15 protein-coding genes are annotated in these 15,846 nt (G+C 68.0%); 7 read left to right on the forward strand and 8 right to left on the reverse strand.

Annotated features, from left to right (window positions below; genetic code table 11):
- Nucleotides 1-58: 58 nt before the first annotated feature.
- Together sufB and AC3IPM_RS05165 are read right to left on the reverse strand one after the other, a co-directional pair.
- A complete protein-coding gene (gene sufB, locus AC3IPM_RS05160; RefSeq protein WP_489302866.1) occupies nucleotides 59-1,534 on the reverse strand; it encodes a Fe-S cluster assembly protein SufB in 1,476 nt (491 codons plus the stop codon).
- Between the two features lie 16 nt (nucleotides 1,535-1,550).
- The gene (locus tag AC3IPM_RS05165) at nucleotides 1,551-2,003 is read right to left on the reverse strand and encodes an SUF system Fe-S cluster assembly regulator (protein ID WP_489302867.1); all 453 of its coding nucleotides are present in this window, start codon (nucleotides 2,001-2,003) and stop codon (nucleotides 1,551-1,553) included.
- A 174-nt stretch (nucleotides 2,004-2,177) separates the two neighbouring features.
- Between AC3IPM_RS05165 and AC3IPM_RS05170 the strand changes: the two genes are divergently transcribed.
- On the forward strand, nucleotides 2,178-2,645 hold the full coding sequence (locus AC3IPM_RS05170; protein WP_489302869.1) for an SET domain-containing protein: 468 nt from the start codon (nucleotides 2,178-2,180) through the stop codon (nucleotides 2,643-2,645).
- Between the two features lie 32 nt (nucleotides 2,646-2,677).
- On the opposite strand, the gene AC3IPM_RS05175 is transcribed toward AC3IPM_RS05170, so the two are convergent.
- From AC3IPM_RS05175 to AC3IPM_RS05190, 4 genes are all read right to left on the reverse strand, one after another.
- A complete protein-coding gene (locus AC3IPM_RS05175; protein ID WP_489302870.1) occupies nucleotides 2,678-3,274 on the reverse strand; it encodes a DUF1439 domain-containing protein in 597 nt (198 codons plus the stop codon).
- A gap of 76 nt (nucleotides 3,275-3,350) precedes the next feature.
- Nucleotides 3,351-3,884 carry a hypothetical protein gene (locus AC3IPM_RS05180; RefSeq protein ID WP_489302871.1) on the reverse strand — a complete coding sequence of 178 codons (534 nt, stop codon included), beginning with the start codon at nucleotides 3,882-3,884 and terminating at the stop codon, nucleotides 3,351-3,353.
- 54 nt (nucleotides 3,885-3,938) lie between these two features.
- Entirely contained in the window at nucleotides 3,939-4,247 is a 309-nt protein-coding gene (locus tag AC3IPM_RS05185) for a DUF3861 family protein (protein WP_489302872.1), read from the reverse strand.
- A gap of 452 nt (nucleotides 4,248-4,699) precedes the next feature.
- Nucleotides 4,700-5,101 (reverse strand): HU family DNA-binding protein, encoded by a 402-nt coding sequence (locus tag AC3IPM_RS05190; RefSeq protein ID WP_489302874.1) that lies wholly within the window; start codon nucleotides 5,099-5,101, stop codon nucleotides 4,700-4,702.
- Nucleotides 5,102-5,479: 378 nt separating this feature from the next.
- Between AC3IPM_RS05190 and AC3IPM_RS05195 the strand changes: the two genes are divergently transcribed.
- Together AC3IPM_RS05195 and AC3IPM_RS05200 are read left to right on the forward strand one after the other, a co-directional pair.
- Complete coding sequence (locus tag AC3IPM_RS05195; RefSeq protein ID WP_489302875.1) at nucleotides 5,480-5,917, forward strand: OsmC family protein; 438 nt, start codon at nucleotides 5,480-5,482, stop codon at nucleotides 5,915-5,917.
- Nucleotides 5,918-5,997: 80 nt separating this feature from the next.
- A complete protein-coding gene (locus AC3IPM_RS05200) occupies nucleotides 5,998-7,668 on the forward strand; it encodes an amidohydrolase (RefSeq protein WP_489302876.1) in 1,671 nt (556 codons plus the stop codon).
- A 42-nt stretch (nucleotides 7,669-7,710) separates the two neighbouring features.
- On the opposite strand, the gene AC3IPM_RS05205 is transcribed toward AC3IPM_RS05200, so the two are convergent.
- Entirely contained in the window at nucleotides 7,711-8,586 is an 876-nt protein-coding gene (locus AC3IPM_RS05205) for a PhzF family phenazine biosynthesis protein (RefSeq protein WP_489302877.1), read from the reverse strand.
- A gap of 213 nt (nucleotides 8,587-8,799) precedes the next feature.
- On the opposite strand from AC3IPM_RS05205, the gene AC3IPM_RS05210 reads away from it, so the two are divergent.
- From AC3IPM_RS05210 to murD, 3 genes are all read left to right on the forward strand, one after another.
- Nucleotides 8,800-11,403: a bifunctional aspartate kinase/diaminopimelate decarboxylase gene (locus AC3IPM_RS05210; protein WP_489302878.1), complete on the forward strand. Its 2,604-nt coding sequence runs from the start codon at nucleotides 8,800-8,802 to the stop codon at nucleotides 11,401-11,403.
- A 70-nt stretch (nucleotides 11,404-11,473) separates the two neighbouring features.
- The gene (gene murL / locus AC3IPM_RS05215; protein WP_489302879.1) at nucleotides 11,474-12,826 is read left to right on the forward strand and encodes a UDP-N-acetyl-alpha-D-muramoyl-L-alanyl-L-glutamate epimerase; all 1,353 of its coding nucleotides are present in this window, start codon (nucleotides 11,474-11,476) and stop codon (nucleotides 12,824-12,826) included.
- Nucleotides 12,807-14,216, forward strand: a complete 1,410-nt coding sequence (murD, locus tag AC3IPM_RS05220; protein WP_489302880.1) for a UDP-N-acetylmuramoyl-L-alanine--D-glutamate ligase — start codon at nucleotides 12,807-12,809, stop codon at nucleotides 14,214-14,216. Before murL ends, murD begins: the two co-directional genes overlap by 20 nt.
- Nucleotides 14,217-14,275: 59 nt before the next feature.
- Here murD and AC3IPM_RS05225 read toward each other — a convergent pair whose 3' ends face one another.
- Complete coding sequence (locus AC3IPM_RS05225) at nucleotides 14,276-14,857, reverse strand: SMI1/KNR4 family protein (RefSeq protein WP_489302881.1); 582 nt, start codon at nucleotides 14,855-14,857, stop codon at nucleotides 14,276-14,278.
- Between the two features lie 131 nt (nucleotides 14,858-14,988).
- Between AC3IPM_RS05225 and AC3IPM_RS05230 the strand changes: the two genes are divergently transcribed.
- On the forward strand, nucleotides 14,989-15,783 hold the full coding sequence (locus AC3IPM_RS05230; protein WP_489302882.1) for a dienelactone hydrolase family protein: 795 nt from the start codon (nucleotides 14,989-14,991) through the stop codon (nucleotides 15,781-15,783).
- Nucleotides 15,784-15,846: the final 63 nt, after the last annotated feature.

Consider the following 15,846-nt stretch of genomic DNA (forward strand, 5'->3'; position numbering starts at 1 on the left):
TCCGGGATAGAGCCACGCCATGCGTGGCTGAAAAATTCAAACGAAGGCGGCGGGCGGATTAACCGACCGAGCCTTCCAGCGACACTTCCAGCAGCTTCTTGGCTTCCACCGCGAATTCCATCGGCAGCTCGCGGAAGACCTGCTTGCAGAAGCCGTCGACGATCATCGAGACCGCGTTTTCCTGGTCGATGCCACGCGCGCGGCAATAGAACAGCTGGTCGTCGGAGATCTTGGAGGTGGTGGCCTCGTGCTCGACGGTCGCGCTGGGGTTCTTGACCTCGATGTACGGGAAGGTGTGCGCGCCGCACTTCTTGCCGATCAGCAGCGAATCGCACTGGGTGTAGTTGCGCGCGCCGTCGGCATTGCGGTCGATCTTGACCAGGCCGCGGTAGGTGTTCTGGCCACGGCCGGCGCTGATGCCCTTGCTGATGATCTTGCTCTTGGTGCGCTTGCCGATGTGGATCATCTTGGTGCCGGTATCGGCCTGCTGGCGGTGATGGGTCAGCGCGACGGAGTGGAACTCGCCCACCGAGTCATCGCCGAGCAGCACGCAGGACGGGTACTTCCAGGTGATCGCCGAGCCGGTCTCGACCTGGGTCCAGGTGACCTTGCTGCGCGCGCCACGGCATTCGGCACGCTTGGTGACGAAGTTGTAGATGCCGCCCACGCCGTTCTCATCGCCCGGGTACCAGTTCTGCACCGTGGAGTACTTGATCTCGGCATCGTCCAGCGCCACCAGCTCGACCACCGCGGCGTGCAGCTGGTTCTCATCGCGCATCGGCGCGGTGCAGCCTTCCAGGTAGGACACGTACGCCTTGTCCTCGCAGATGATAAGGGTGCGCTCGAACTGGCCGGTGTGGCCGGCGTTGATGCGGAAGTAGGTGCTCAGTTCCATCGGGCAGCGCACGCCCTTGGGAATGAACACGAAGCTGCCGTCGGAGAACACCGCCGAATTGAGCGCGGCGAAGTAGTTGTCGCCCACCGGTACCACCGTGCCCAGGTACTGTTTGACCAGTTCCGGGTGTTCCTTGATGGCCTCGGACATCGAGCAGAAGATCACGCCCTTTTCGGCCAGTTCCTTGCGGAAGGTGGTGCCGACCGAGACCGAGTCGAACACTGCATCCACGGCCACGCCGGCCAGCTTGGCGCGTTCGTGCAGGGGCACGCCCAGCTTGTCGTAGGTGTCCAGCAGTTCCTTGGGCACGTCATCCAGCGAGGCGTACTTCGGGCCCTTGGGCGCGGAGTAGTAGCTGAGCGCCTGCAGGTCGATGGCGGCAATCTGCAGCTTGGCCCAGTTGGGCATCGGCATGGTCAGGAAGTGGCGGTAGGCGTCCAGGCGCCACTGCGTCATCCATTCCGGCTCTTCCTTCTTGGCCGACAGGGCACGGATGGTGTCCTCGTCCAGGCCAGGCGGGAGTGAGTCCGATTCGATGTCCGTGATGAAGCCGGCGGCGTACTTGCGGCCGAGCTGCTCGTGGATCTCGCGGTTGGGGGTATCGCCGGCGGCGACGGTGTCGAGGGTATCGGTGGCCATGGGGGCTGCCTACGGATCAGGAGATGACATCCGCCGCGATCGCGCGACGGGTGGCATCAACAAGGGGAAGAGGGGGCAGGATCTGCGCCAGGCTGACCGCGCGCAGGGCTTCAGCCACCACGTCGTTGATCAGCCGCCAGCTGCTGCGCGCGCCGCACTGGCGCTCGCGCCCGCACTGGCTGTGGTCGTGGCTGCACTCGGTCAGGGCCAGCGGCCCTTCCATGGCTTCCACGATCTCGAACAGGCTGATCTGCTCGGCAGCGCGGGTCAGGCGGTAACCACCGCGCACGCCGCGCAGGCCTTCGACCAGCCCGGCCTGGGCCAGCGGCTTGAGCAGCTTGCTCACGGTGGGCGGTTCCAGGCTGGCGAATTCGGCCAGCTCGGTCGCACTGAGCACCTCGCCCGGCCGGGCGGCAAGCACGGTCAGGACCACGGTGGCGTAATCGGTAAGCTTGGTGACGCGGAGCATGGGGAGGGCAGAACCATAAAGCGGACTGAAATTGTACGCTTTTCTCCGCGGGCATCCAACCCACCCTGTTCAGGCGTGCATGCGGGCCACTTCGTGGTGGCGCGGGCCGGCGTGGCTTTGGCAATCACAAAGATTAAGCGAGAATCGAATCTTCCCACTGCAACGGCCAGCCACATGCCCAAGAAGATCCAAGCCCGCAAGTCCGCCATCCACGGCAACGGCGTGTTCGCGCTGGCGCCGCTCAAGCAGGGCGAGCGGGTCATCCAGTACAAGGGTCTGCTGCGCAGCCACGCCGACGTGGATGCCGATGATACCGGGGACGTGGAGAGCGGCCACACCTTCCTGTTCACCCTGAATGACGATTACGTCATCGATGCCAACTACAAGGGCAATGACGCGCGCTGGTTGAACCACAGCTGCGACCCGAACTGCGAGGCGGTGATCGAAGAGGCCGAGGGCGACAACCGCCGCGAAGACAAAGTGTTCATCGAGGCGATCAAGGACATCGCCCCGGGTGAAGAGCTGACCTACAACTACGGCATCACCCTGGCCGAGCGCCACACCGCGCGCCTGAAGAAGATCTGGGAATGCCGCTGCGGTGCCAAAAAGTGCACCGGGACGATGCTGCAGCCCAAGCGCTGAGGCGTACCGACCCACGGTCGGTACCCTGCGGACTAGTTGCCCAGCATGCCGGCCGGGACCAGCTTGCCCAGGTCCTGGTTGAAGGTGACCACCAGCTTGCCGTTCTCGACCTGGGCCGACTGCACCTGCAGCGCGCCGAGCACGCCGGCCACGGTCGGGTCGATCTTGTAGATCGGCTCGCGCCGCGCATAGTCGGTCAGCCAGGCATTGAGCAGGCTGCGGGTACGCGAATCGAGCTTGCCGCCGTTGTTGGCCGGAGTGAAGTCATCCACGGTCGGCTGGTCCAGGTGGAAGCCCTGGGTCTGCGCGTCGTAGCGCAGGCCGCTGCTCAGCTTGACCTTGCCCAGCGGCGCCGGCGCGCTGCCGGCGGTGGCCATGGCGACGTCGAAGCCCAGATCGAGCCGGTTGCCCTGCGGCAAGGCCAGCTGCGGGTGGCTCATGGTCATTGCGATCAGCCCGCCCAGCGCATTCTGGGTCCGCGGGAAACTGCCATCCAGGTACTGCTGGACATCGGTGGCGCCGACCGACAACTGGCGGCCGGACACACTCGGCGCCGCCTGGGCACCGACCGCCGCAGCGATGAGCACGGTGCAGGCGGCAAGGCGGGACAACAGCGGGCGTGCATTCATGGCATGGGCCGGGGGATTGAAGAGAGCTTCACGATAGCGCGTTCGGCTGAATCGGCGCCTGCTGATCGGCGTGCGTTCAGTCCAGCGTGGGTTGCAGCGAGGCGCCGTGGATTTCCCAGGCACTGCCGTCCGGGCGGGGTTGCAGCCGGTACCAGCCGTGGTAGTGCAGGGTGCTGCCGTCGCGGGTGACCATGCGGATCCGCACCGGCACTTCGCGCAGGCGCGACGGCTGGGCGTGATCGCGCGCGATCGGGCTGTCCGTATCCACCCGCAGCTGGCGCAGCACGGGCAGGCTGCGCAGGGCCTGATCATCCGGGCGCGTGCCGGTGCCGCCGCCGCTCCAGTACGCATCGGCGGCCGCGCGGTCGCCGCGCATCAGGGCGTTGACGTAGTTCCGGATAGTGGTGGGCTCGTCGGGCGCCTGCTGCGATACCGCGCTCAGGGCCGCGATGGGGATGTTGGCCAGCGCGTCGGGTTGGCTTTCGTCCTCGGCCGCCGCAGTGCCGGACGCGGCCGAGGATGCAGTGTTCGACGCGGCCTCGTGCCCCGCCTGGGGCTGGCAGGAACAACCACCGAACAACAGCGGCAACAGAAAAAGAGCACGACGCATGCAGACACCCTCCCCGGTGAGGGGGCGAGTGTAACGCGACGCCGTTGGCGTCGATCAGGGCGTGCGCTGGATCGCGTCGAGGGCCTGCAGCACGTTGTCCAGCTGCGGCTGCAGCGCGGTCAGCGGGTGCGCGGCGTCCTGTGCATGGCGGTGGGCCAGGTCGTGCAGCAGCTGCGTTGCCACGATCGCCGCGGCACGTTCATCGCCACTCAGCCCGGTGTGGCGACGCGCGACTTCCAGCAGCCGCATCCAGTCCTGCTGGGCGCGGTGTTCCAGTTCGATCGTGCAGCGTCCGCTGCACTGCAACCCGTCCTTTTCGATCGGGGTAACGGTAATGCGGTAGCGCTGGGCAGGGCTGGTCATGGCGGCGGGGGCTGTGGGGAGGACTCCACCTTAGGTCGGCGCTTGCGGCCGGACGACAGGGGCAGCCGCACGCAGTGTTCCAGCTTCTGCGTTCCGGCCTTGCACGGAGGGCCTGAAAGCGCTGCGACAGCGTGGTTTGCGCGTGCGGAAGGGCGGAATCGGCGATTGGGCAACGCTGTGTTTCGTGTTCCGCTAGCCCCACCACGCCCGCAGATCAACGGCAGCGGATTCGTTCTGGGTGTGAGGCGAGCGTTGGGGCCGCCTTGGTGGTTGGCAGGCGCCGGGCGACATTCGCCTGCAAGGGCATCAGGGCCCGCGTCCCAGCCCTCTGCACCGCGGGGCCTTACACGGGGGAAATGCGCCGTGAAAGCTCCCCGCAGAAGGGGAGAAGAACCAAAAAAGAACGGGACGGCCATGGCCGTCCCGTCCGGGTGCTGCAGGCGCTGCGCTGATTACAGCGCGGCGTCCTTGAGCTTCTTGAGCGGACGCACCTTCAGCTTGGTGGAGGCCGGCTTGGCGGCGAACCACTGCTCTTCCTTGGTGAACGGGTTGATGCCCTTGCGCTTCGGCTTGGCCGGAACGCTGACGGTGGAGATCTTCAGCAGGCCCGGCAGGGTGAAGCTGCCCGCGCCCTTCTTGTGCACCGAAGCGGCGACGGCGCCTTCCAGCGAGGCGAGCACGGCGCGCACGTCCTTGGCGACAACGCCGGACGCTTCAACGATGTGTGCAACCAGACCAGACTTGCTCAGCACTTCCTTGATCGGCTTGGGAGCAGCGGCCGGCTTTGCGGCTGCCTTCGTAGCGACTTTCTTTACTGCCTTCTTCGGGGCAGCCTTCTTAGCGGTCTTTGCCATGGTTTCCTGTTCCGTGAACGGTTGGTTGTTTGGTCGCGCCGAACCCCGTCGGCAAGCGAAATGTAGGCCAACTATGCAGCGCCGCCAATAGGCAATCGCATAAAAGTTCGGGTTTTTTCGTTCCCTGGTTACCGCAGTGCATCAGTTCATGCCCGAAAAACAGGGGGCGTGGCGCGTGCCCAGGCGCCCATGCTGCGCGGGCCGCGGATGCCGGAAATACGCGGAGGCCCTTGAAAACAGCTGTTTTTTTTGCAGGACCAGACCCGGGTCGCCGGCGCGTGAGCCTGGGGCGGCACCTGCCGTTGCCGCCAGCCCGACACGGCGCTAACGCCGGGCTGTCTACGCTGGAGCTGCCATTCATCCGCAGGAGACGAACCAATGGGCATTTCGCGTCACGCCACCGCGCACTGGGAAGGTGACCTCAAGACAGGCAAGGGACAATTGAGCACGCCGCAGAGCGGCCTGATGGACAAGACCCGCTATGCCTTCAGCAGCCGCTTCGGCGATGAGAAGGGCACCAACCCGGAGGAGCTGATCGCCGCCGCGCACGCCGGCTGCTTCACCATGGCGCTGTCGGCCAAGCTCACCGAGGCCGGTTTCGTGCCCACCACGCTGGATACCGAAGCCAAGGTGGACCTGTCGATGGAGGGCGGCCCGCAGCTCTCCCAGATCACGCTGTCCGTCAAGGCGGTGGTGCCGAACATCGACGCCACCCGGTTCCGTGCCATTGCCGAGGATGCCAAGCAGAACTGCCCGGTATCCAAGGCGTTGAGCGCCGTGCCGATCAGCCTGGAGGCCACGCTGGCCGGCGCGTGAAGCGGTCCTGCCGCAGCGCGCATTGAGTGATTCCTGCAGGGGCGGCATAGTCGCCCCTGTTCTGTTGCGGGGAGTGTCGCGTGCGCCATCGCCTTCTGGCTGTCCTGTTGTGCTGCTGTGCCGCCCAGGCGCAGGCCGATGTCCGCCTGCTGAGCGCGGCGCGCATCCATACCGGTACACCCGACGCGGCACCTGCCACCGCCTTGGCCTGGGACAGCGACAGCGGCCGGGTGCTGGCGGTGGGCGAGCGCGAGGCGCTGCTGACCCTGTATCCGCTGGCACCGGTGACCGCGCTGGGGGATGTCACGGTGGTGCCGGGGTTGATCGATGCGCATGCGCACCTGATGTTCCTCGGCGGCACCTTGATGCAGGCCGACCTGACCGGCGCGGCCAGCAAGGCCGAAGTCGTGGCACGCCTGCAGCGCTTCGCGGCCGACAATCCGGACGGGTGGCTGCTGGGCAATGGCTGGGACCAGAACCACTGGCCGCAGACAGCCTTCCCGACGGCGGCCGATCTGGATGCCGCCTTCCCGGATCGCCCGGTATGGCTGGGGCGCATCGATGGCCATGCCGGCTGGGCCAACAGCGCCGCGCTGCGCGAGCTGGCGCACCGCCCCGGGCAACGCGCCCTTGCCGGGCAGTGGCAGCCGGAGGGCGGGCGCATCGTGCGCGACGCGCGCGGGCAGCCCAGCGGTGTGTTCATCGATGGCGCGATGGAACTGGTGCGCACGGTGATTCCGGCCGCCACCGCCGCGGCACGGGAGACGATGCTGGAACGCGCGCTGGACAAGGCGGTCAGCCAGGGCCTGACCGGCGTGCATGACATGGGCGTATCGCGTGAGGATCTGGCGCTGATGCAGCGCTTCGCCGATGCCGGGCGCCTGCCGTTGCGCATCGATGCCTATGCCGATGGCGACGATGATGCGCTGGCCGATCTGTGTGCGCACGGCGCTTACCAGCATCCCGGCGGGCGGCTGGAGATGCGTGGCGTGAAGCTGTTCATGGATGGCGCGCTGGGCAGTCGCGGCGCCGCGCTGCTGGCCGACTACAGCGACGATCCGCACAATCGGGGGTTGCTGGTGACCTCCCCGGCAGACTTCGAACGTGCGGTGCGCCGGGCCGACGGTTGTGGGCTGCAGGTGGCCACGCATGCGATTGGCGATCGTGGCAACCGTATCGCACTGGACACCTATGCGCGGGTGCTGGGGACGCGCAGTACCGGCGACCATCGCTGGCGCATCGAACACGCCCAGGTGGTGGCGTTGGCGGATATTCCGCGGTTCGCGCAGCTGGGCGTGATCGCCTCGATGCAGCCCACCCATGCCACCTCGGACATGGGCTGGGCGCAGGACCGCGTGGGCCCCGAGCGCATCCTTGGCGCGTATGCATGGCGGCGGATGCTGGCGGCCGGTGCGCATCTCGCGCTGGGCTCGGATTTCCCGGTGGAGCAGGTCGACCCGCGGCTGGGGCTGTATGCCGCGGTGACGCGGCAGGACCGCGCCGGACAACCGCCCGGAGGCTGGCAGCCGGAACAGCGTTTGACCGCCGCCGAAGCGCTGCGCGGGTTCACCGCCGATGCGGCGTGGGCCGGGCACGACGAAGCGCAGGTGGGCCGCCTGCAGCCCGGCATGCGCGCCGACTTCGTGGTGTTCGATCGCGATCCGCTGGCGGTGCCCGCCGCACAGTTGGCCGACCTGCAGGTGCGGTCGACCTGGGTGGATGGGCAGCTGGTCTATGAGCAGGCGCGCTGAGAGGGCACGCTGAGGCGGCGCACTGAGGCGCCGCCGCGGGGGTCACCAGTCCAGCGTGCCGCGGATGACGGTCTGCACCTGGCCGCCGGACCAGACATCGCCGTCGGCATCCAGGTGCAGGCTCAGCCGCGCATCGTGGCCGACCTCACGGCCCTGGCTGACCACGTAGTCGCGGCGGCCGTCGGGCAGCGCATCGCGGCTGTCCAGCCAGGCCGCCAGCACCGCGTTGGCGGCGCCGGAGGCGGCGTCCTCAAAGCGCCGGCCGTTGCCGACGAACGCGCGCACGGCCAGGTCCCAGGGCTGGCCGACGCTGCGTGCGTAAGCAAACACGCCCATGCTGCCGGTGGCCTCGGCCAGCGTGGCGATGGCGTCCCAGTCCGGGGCCAGCGCACGTAGTGCGGCCTCGTTCGCCAGTTCCACCACCCACCAGCTGCGCCCGCCGTCCATGCGTGCCGGCGGCAATGCACCCAGCGCCCAGCCGGCCAGCGCCGGCTGCAGGCGCGGGTCGTCATGGCCGGTGACTTCGGCCACCTGCGCACGCGGGGTGCGGATGGCGATGCGGCGGGCCGCGCCATCACCGTCCACGCGCAGCGGCAGCGCGCCGGCGATGCCGTCCTGGACCAGCACGCCCTCGACCGGCACCGCCAGGCCGGCGTCCAGCACCGCGTGGGCGGTGCCCACGCTGGGATGGCCGGCAAACGGCACTTCCTTCTGCGGGCTGAACATGCGGATCCGGTAGCTGGCACCGACGACCTGCGGGGCGGACACGAAGGTGGTCTCCGGCAGCCGGGTCCAGCGGGCGATGGCCTGCATCTGCGCATCGTCCAGGCCTTCGGCGTCGAGCACCACGGCCAGCGGATTGCCGGCCCCGGGGAAGGGGGAGAACACATCCAGCTGCAGGAAACGGCGAGGGCTCATGGCAGGTACGTCCAGCGAAATCGGGCGGGCAGCTTAGCAACCCGCGCGGCGCTGTCGGCGCGGTCGACCGGCCGGTGCCGCGGTGGTGCGAGATAAATGAGGCCGGAAACCTGACGGAGACTGGCCCTGTACGGGCCGGGCTTGGCATAGAATCGGGGGTTCGGCCCGGTGTGCCGGGCGAACTCCCCTCACTACGAAACCCCCTTTACCACCATGTCAGCTTCCCCCCTTGTCGATCGTTGGATCGTACTGAAGTTCGGCGGCACCTCCGTGTCGCGTCGTCACCGCTGGGACACGATCGGGAAGCTGGCGAAAAAACGTGCGGAAGAAACCGGCTCGCGCGTGCTGGTGGTGGTGTCGGCGTTGTCCGGCGTGACCAATGAGCTGACCGCGATCGCCGACGGCGCCGCCGACAGCCGCGCCCGCGTGGACGCGCTGGTCGCGCGCCACCGCGAGTTCCTGGTCGAACTGGAGCTGGATGCGGCCGCACTTGATGTGCGCCTGGCCGGCTTGAGCGGCTTGCTCGACGACCCGCGCGCGGCCAGCCGCCCGCTGGACTGGCAGGCCGATGTGCTGGGCCAGGGCGAGCTGCTGTCCTCCACCGTGGGCGCGGCGTACCTGCGCGCCAGCGGCCTGGACTTCGGCTGGATGGACGCGCGCGAGTGGCTCGACGCGCTGCCGCCGCAGCCCAACCAGAGCGACTGGTCGCAGCGCCTGTCGGTGAACTGCCAGTGGCGCGCCGATGCGGCGTGGGCGGCACGTTTCCATGCGCAGCCGACCCGCATGCTGATCACCCAGGGCTTCATCTCGCGGCATGCCGATGGCGGAACCGCCATTCTCGGTCGCGGCGGCTCGGACACCTCGGCGGCGTACTTCGGCGCGCTGCTCGGTGCCAGCCGCGTGGAGATCTGGACCGATGTGCCGGGCATGTTCAGTGCCAATCCCAAGGACGTGCCCGACGCACGCCTGCTGACCCGGTTGGACTATTACGAGGCGCAGGAAATCGCCACCACCGGCGCCAAGGTGCTGCACCCGCGATCGATCAAGCCGTGCCGCGATGCCGGCGTGCCGATGGCGATCCTGGACACCGAGCGCCCGGAACTGCCGGGCACCAGCATCGACGGCAACGCCGCGTCGGTGCCGGGGGTGAAGGCGATCAGCCGCCGCAACGGCATCGTGCTGGTGTCCATGGAAGGCATCGGCATGTGGCAGCAGGTTGGCTTCCTGGCCGACGTGTTCGGGCTGTTCAAGAAGCACGGCTTGTCGGTGGACCTGATCGGTTCGGCCGAAACCAACGTGACCGTGTCGCTGGACCCGTCCGAGAACCTGGTCAGCACCGACGTGCTGGCGGCGCTGTCGGCCGACCTGTCGCAGATCTGCAAGGTCAAGGTGATCGTGCCGTGCGCGGCGATCACCCTGGTCGGGCGCGGGATGCGCTCGATGCTGCACAAGCTGTCGGACGTGTGGGCCACGTTCGGGCGCGAACGCGTGCACATGATTTCGCAGTCGTCGAACGATCTGAACCTGACCTTCGTCATCGATGAAGCCGACGCCGACGGCCTGCTGCCGATCCTGCACGCCGAGCTGATCGACAGCGGGGCGATGCCGGTCGAAGAGGGCGAGGTGTTCGGCCCGCGCTGGCGCGAGATCGCCGGGTCGATCCGGCCACGTGAAACGGCGTGGTGGCGCGGCCAGCGCGAGCACCTGCTGAACCTGGCCCAGGCCGGTACCCCGCGCTACGTGTACAACCTGCCCACGGTGCGCGCCCGCGCCCGTGCGCTGACCGCGATCAAGGCCATCGACCAGCGTTACTACGCGATCAAGGCCAACTCGCACCCGGCCATCCTGGAGGTGCTGGAGCAGGAAGGTTTCGGTCTGGAATGCGTCTCGCATGGCGAGCTCAAGCACGTGTTCAACACGCTGCCGACGCTGTCGCCCAAGCGCGTGCTGTTCACCCCCAGCTTCTGTCCGCGCACCGAGTACGAAGCCGCGTTCGCGCTGGGCGTGACCGTCACCGTCGACAACGTGGAGGCGCTGCAGCGCTGGCCGGAGCTGTTCGCCAACCGCGAGTTGTGGCTGCGCGTGGACCTGGGCCGTGGCGAAGGCCACCATGCCAAGGTCCGCACCGGCGGCAAGGAATCCAAGTTCGGCCTGCCGATCGCGCGGGTGGAAGAATTCGTGCGCATCGCCGCCGAACTGGGCACGCGCGTGGTCGGCCTGCATGCGCACCTGGGCAGCGGCGTGGAAACCGCGCAGCATTGGCGCCTGATGTGCGATGAGCTGGCCGGGTTCGCCCGCCGCATCGGCAGCATTGAAACCATCGACATCGGCGGTGGCCTGCCGATTCCCTACAGCGCCGACGACGAACCCTTCGACCTGGAGGCGTGGGCGCTGGGCCTGGCCGACGTCAAGGCGGTACACCCGGCGTTCCGCCTGGCGATCGAACCCGGCCGCTACCTGGTGGCCGAGTCCGGCGTGCTGCTGACCCGGACCACCCAGGTGGTGGAGAAGGACGGCGTGCGCCGGGTCGGCCTGGATGCGGGCATGAACACGCTGATGCGCCCGGCGCTGTACGACGCCTGGCATGACATCGAGAACCTGAGCCGGCTGGGCGGCTATGCCGAGGCGGTGTTCGACGTGGTCGGGCCGATCTGCGAATCCAGCGACATCTTCGGCAAGCGCCGCCGCCTGCCAGTGTCGACCGCGCCGGACGATGTGATGCTGATCGCCGATGCCGGTGCCTACGGCTATGTCATGGCCAACACTTACAACCAGCGCGAGCTGCCGCGCGAGGACGTCATCGATGACGTGCCTTGAGCGCTGCCTGCCGCCCACCTCTGCAAGCGCGCCGTGCACCCGCACGGCTGCGCGCTGAACCGGATACACCATGACTGCTTTTGATAAACACCAGGTTGCCGTCTTCCGCTTCGTCCGCTGCGATTTCGCGGCGGATACCGGCGTGGCGCAGCTGGTTTACGCCTTCGACGACGGCCCGGAACTGATCGAGACGGTGACCATCCCGGGCGCGCCGTTCGTGCTTGACGCTGCGCGCGCCGAGGCCGTGCAGCGTGCGCTGCGACTGCTGCACCTGATCGCCGGCGTGAGCTACTACAAGGCCGGTGTGCCCGAACAGGTGCGTATCGACAGCTACGCCATCGATGCGGCCACCGCGGCGCTGGTGGAAACCGTGTACCTCAACGGGCTGGGCGAGTTCGCCTACCGTAATGGCCTGAACCTGCGCGGGCGTTTCCGCCTGCCGGTGGATGCCGTGGCCTTCGCGGCACCGGCGGTGGGCCTGCGCGAACACGCGCTGGTGGCCATCGGCGGCGGCAAGGATTCGCTGGTCAGCATCGAAGCGCTGCGCGGGTTGGGAATTGCCGAAACGGTCACTTGGATCGGCGGTTCGCAGCTGATCCGCGCCTGCGCCGAGCGCACCGGCTTGCCGATGCTCAACATCGGCCGCGCGCTGGCCCCGGCGCTGTTCGACCTCAACCGCCAGGGTGCCTGGAACGGGCATATCCCGGTGACCGCGGTGAACTCGGCGATCATGGTGCTGGCCGCGCTGCTGCAGGGCGTGGACCAGGTGGTGTTTTCCAACGAGCGGTCGGCCAGCTACGGCAGCCAGATTCCCGGCACCGGCGAGGTCAACCACCAGTGGTCCAAGGGCTGGGCGTTCGAGCAGGCCTTCGGTGAGCACCTGCAGCAGCACGTCGCCGCCGACCTGCACTACTACTCGCTGCTGCGCCCGCTCTCGGAGCTGGCGGTGGCGCGACAGTTCGCCAAGAGCGACTACTACGACGCGCATTTCTCCAGCTGCAACCGCAACTTCCACATCCTCGGCGAGCGCCCGGTGAACCGCTGGTGCGGGGTGTGCCCGAAGTGCCACTTCGTGTTCCTGGCGCTGGCCCCGTTCATGCCCAAGACCCGACTGGTGAGCATCTTCGGGCGCAACCTGCTCGACGATCTGGAGCAGGCCGGTGGCTTCGATGCGCTGCTGGAGTTCCAGGACCACAAACCGTTCGAATGCGTCGGCGAAGGCCGTGAGTCGCGGGCGGCGATGGCAACCCTGGCACTGCGCCCGGAGTGGAACGAAGACGCGCTGGTGAAGCGCTTCATCCACGACATCCAGCCGCAGCTGGACGCCGGTGCACTGCAGATCGAGCCGTTGCTGGTGCTCGAAGGCGAGCACCGTATTCCGGCCGCGATCTGGGAGCGCCTGCGTGCGAATTTCGCAGCTTGAAGGCAAGCGCGTTGCGCTGTGGGGCTGGGGGCGTGAAGGGCGGGCGGCGTTCGAGGTACTGCAGCAACGGCTGCCCTCGCTGGCGCTGACCCTGTTCTGCCCGGAGGCCGAAGTGGCCGCTGCGCGTGCGCAGACCCACGGTGCAGTGCAGGTCCGTAGCGATGTGAGCGGGCCCGCGCTGGCCGGCTTCGAGGTGGTGATCAAGTCGCCGGGGATCAGCCCCTATGGCGAGGCGGCCACGCAGGCGGCCGCGCAGGGCACCCAGTTCATCGGCGGCAGCGCGCTGTGGTTCGCCGAGCACGCCGATGCCGACGGGACCGTGCGCGATACCGTGTGCGTGACCGGCACCAAGGGCAAGAGCACCACCACCGCGCTGCTGGCGCATCTGCTGCGCGCGTCCGGTGCGCGCACCGCGCTGGTGGGCAACATCGGGTTGCCGCTGCTGGAAGTGCTGGACCCGCAACCCGCACCGCAGTACTGGGCGGTGGAGCTGTCCAGCTACCAGACCGGCGAAGTGGCGCGCAGTGGCGCGCACCCGCAGGTGGCCGTGGTGCTGAACCTGTTCCCGGAGCACCTGGACTGGCACGGCAGCGAAGCGCGCTACATCCAGGACAAGCTGCGGCTGGTCACCGAGGGCGAGCCGCGCATTGCCGTGCTCAACGCGGCCGACCCGCACCTGGCCGCGCTGACGCTGCCGAACAGTGACGTGGTGTGGTTCAACCAGCCGCAGGGCTGGCACATGCGCGACGACATCGTGCATCGCGGCGCGCAGCCGGTGTTTGATACCCGCAACACGCCGCTGCCGGGTCGCCACAATCGCGGCAACCTGTGCGCGGTGCTGGCCGCGCTGGAGGCGCTGGGCCTGGACGCGGTGGCGCTGGCGCCGGCGGTACAGGACTTCCGCCCGCTGCCGAACCGCCTGCAGCGGATTGGTGCGGCCGATGGCCTGACCTACGTCAATGATTCGATCAGCACCACACCGCATGCCAGCCTGGCGGCGTTGGAGTGCTTCGCCGGCCAGCGCATCGCGCTGCTGGTGGGCGGCCACGACCGCGGCCTGGACTGGACCGATTTCATGCAGCACATGGCGCACGACGTGCCGCCGCTGGAGATCGTGACGATGGGCAGCAACGGGCCGCGCATCCACGCGTTGCTGCAACCGCTGGCCGACGCCGGTCGGTTCGGCCTGCACGCCGCCGCCGACCTGGGCGAGGCGATGCAGCTGGCACGCACGGCACTGGGCACGCAGGGTGGGGTGGTGCTGCTGTCGCCGGGCGCACCCAGCTATGGCGTGTATCGCGATTACGTGGCGCGTGGGCGCCATTTCGCCGAACTGGCCGGGTTCGACCCGGATACGATCAGCGCGATTCCGGGCATCGGGATCGCCTGAGGGTAGTGCCGGCCGCTGGCCGGCAAACCCGGGGTATCGCATCCACGCATGGCGTGGATCTACTGGTCAATGAAGCCGTAATCGCGGTCGATCAACTGCTGCAGGTACGCATCGAAGCTCGGCGCGATCACCCGGTAGCTGTCCGGGTCGTGCAGGTAGCGCACCACCTGGCCGACCGTGCCACCGGGCGCGGGATCGAAGTCCAGGTACAGCATCGAGGTGCCGCCATTGTTCATGCAGTGCGAGAAGCACAGCCGGCTGCGCATCGGCAGGTCGGCATCGATGCCGGCGCCGAGGATCTCCGGCTCCTCTTCCAGCCATTCCTCGTAGATCGAGCGGATGCTGTCATCCCACTGCGCGCTGTCCTCGAAGATCTGTTCGATCGAACGCAGGTAATAAGGGTAGTCGCCCACGTCCGAGCCGAGCATCAGCACGCAGACCTCACCTTGGGGGTAGGTGCGGAAGTGCGTGCCATCGACCCGACCGAGCAGTGCCAGCAGACTGACCGGGGCCTGTGGCCAGCGTTCGCGCAGCCGCTGCAGGTCGGCGCTGCTGGCGCCTTCGGTCCAGCGCCACATCTGCGCATCGTCGTCGGGAAGACGCGGGACCAGGCCGGAAAGGAAGCGTTCGACGAGGGACATGCAGAGCGTCCAGGCAGAAGGGGCTGGCAAGGGTGACAGAGCCTCGCCGCGGCGTGAACCCCGGCGCGTGTCCACGGGCCTGCACAGGGCGGGGCATACACTGACGGTCCTTTCGCGGTGGAGCAGGTGCGATGAACCGACTGTGGACGTGGAGCGTGGCAGGGTTGATGGGGCTGGCGGGTTTTCCCGCGCTGGCCGCCATGCAGGCAAAACCGGTGGAATGGACGCTCGACGGCACCACGTTCAGCGGGGTGCTGGTCTACGACGACAGCGACAACGACAAGCGCCCGGGGCTGGTGATGGTGCCGAACTGGAAGGGCGTCAACGCCTCGGCCATCGAGAAGGCCAGGCAACTGGCCGGCGATGACTACGTGGTGCTGGTGGCCGACGTGTACGGCAAGGGCGTGCGGCCCAAGACCGACGCCGAGGCCGGTCCGGTGGCGACCCAACTGCGCAACGACCGGCCGGTGCTGCGGGCGCGCGCGCTGAAGGCGATCGAAGTACTCAAGGCCCAGGCCGGCAATGCGCCGTTGGATGCATCGCGGATCGGCGCGGTCGGGTTCTGCTTCGGCGGTACCACGGTGCTGGAGATGGCCCGTGCCGGCGCGCCGCTGGCAGGCGTGGTCAGCCTGCACGGAGGCCTGGGCTCACCGCTGCCGGCCCAGGCCGGTGGCACGCATCCGTCGGTACTGGTGCTCAATGGCGCCGACGACAAGGGCGTCAGCAAAGCGGATATCGCCAGCTTCGAGCAGGAAATGAACGCGGCCAAGGTGGACTGGGAGTTCACCAACTACAGCGGTGCGGTGCACTGCTTTGCCGAGCGTGATGCCAACAGTCCGCCGGGCTGCCTGTACAACGAACGGGCCGCCAAGCGCGCGTGGAAGGCGCTGGATGAATTCTTCGAGGAGCGCTTCGAGAAGCGTTGAGAAGGTGTGCCGACCCACGGTCGGCACCCACCCATGATGTGTGCCGACCCATGGTCGGCACAC

The organism is Stenotrophomonas sp. GL_111, assembly GCF_057835245.1.